Origin of the sequence: Rhodoplanes sp. SY1 (assembly GCF_046000175.1) — a bacterium.
Classification (GTDB): domain Bacteria; phylum Pseudomonadota; class Alphaproteobacteria; order Rhizobiales; family Xanthobacteraceae; genus Rhodoplanes.
This window is the reverse complement of the sequence record NZ_JBEOMB010000366.1, coordinates 1-1,086: the sequence shown is the minus strand read 5'-3', so window position 1 is coordinate 1,086 and position 1,086 is coordinate 1. Positions and strand designations below refer to the sequence as shown.

At 69.8% G+C, this 1,086-nt stretch carries 1 protein-coding gene; it reads right to left on the bottom strand.

Annotated elements, in window-relative coordinates; translation table 11 throughout:
• Window positions 1-927, bottom strand: a 927-nt coding sequence (locus ABTU92_RS29705) for a DUF1800 family protein (protein WP_408095134.1), incomplete at its 3' end; no start/stop codon positions are given.
• Window positions 928-1,086 lie beyond the last annotated feature (159 nt).

The following is a 1,086-nucleotide window of genomic DNA, read 5'->3' as shown; positions in this document are numbered from 1 at the left end:
CAGCACCTTGTCGGAGAAGTCGTGACGTGCCGTATTGAACAGGAACAGCCCGTCTCGCACCACCAGCGGAGCGAGCTCCGGCTTCACGCGCGGCGCTTCGGGTTTCGGGTCGATGCCGGCGCCGGTGAGAATCTTCGCCAGCTCCTCGACGTCCTTCTGGGTGTATCCGGAGCCCACGCCCATGGTGTGCAGCTCCATGATCTCGCGGGCGTAGTTCTCGTTGATGCGGCCGACCGCGTTGTCGGCATTGTCGAGATAGCGCAGCATCGCGGGATGCCGCAGCGTCGCCATCAGGAGATCGCGGAAGCGGCCGAGCGCGTGCGGGCGGATCGCGGTGTCGACATAGTCGCCGACCATCAGCCGCAGATTGGCCTTGCGCTGGTGCACGTTGAAGTGATCGAGCCAGAACCACACGAGCCGCTCGCGGAGCTGGTCCGGCGAATAGAGGGCGCGCAGCACGAAGGCGGTCGCCGAGTCGCGCCCGACGTCGGCCATCTCCTCCCGCAGCGCCTTGCGGGCGGCCGCCTTCTGGTCCGGATCGGCGATCTGTCCGGCGGCGCGGTTACGCGCGTCGAACTCGCGGACAAGGTCGACGAACGGCGTGCGGCGGGAGGGCAGGGCGTCGATCTGTTGCCGGACCTCCGCCGGAAGCCGGTCGTCGGCGCCGGGACGGAGCTGCGCGCGCAGCCAGGCGTCGCGGCCCTGCGTCGCGATCGCATCCGCCGACGCGCGGTCGATGCCCCAGGTCACGGCATCGACCAGGGCGATGTCGGATGGCGCGGGAGGCCTGCCGGCCTCCCCGGCACGGGCCGGCACGAGTGCGGCGAGGAGCGCCGTCACGACGATGGCGAGCGCGGTAAGCGCGGTCGGGTAGGCGAAACGCAAAGCGAGGCGAGGCGCTCCCGGGGTGACCAGGATCGGGCCCATGGCGGTTTCTCCACAAGCGGGCCGCCTCGCCGTGGCCCATCGTGTCGTTGCGCCGGTACTCTCGGGTGGCCGCGGTGAATGGCGACTGAACGGAGCATGGCGGAATCGTGAAGTGTCCGGAGCCGACCGTATCGGGATGAGCCTTGTCCCGGCGCGACT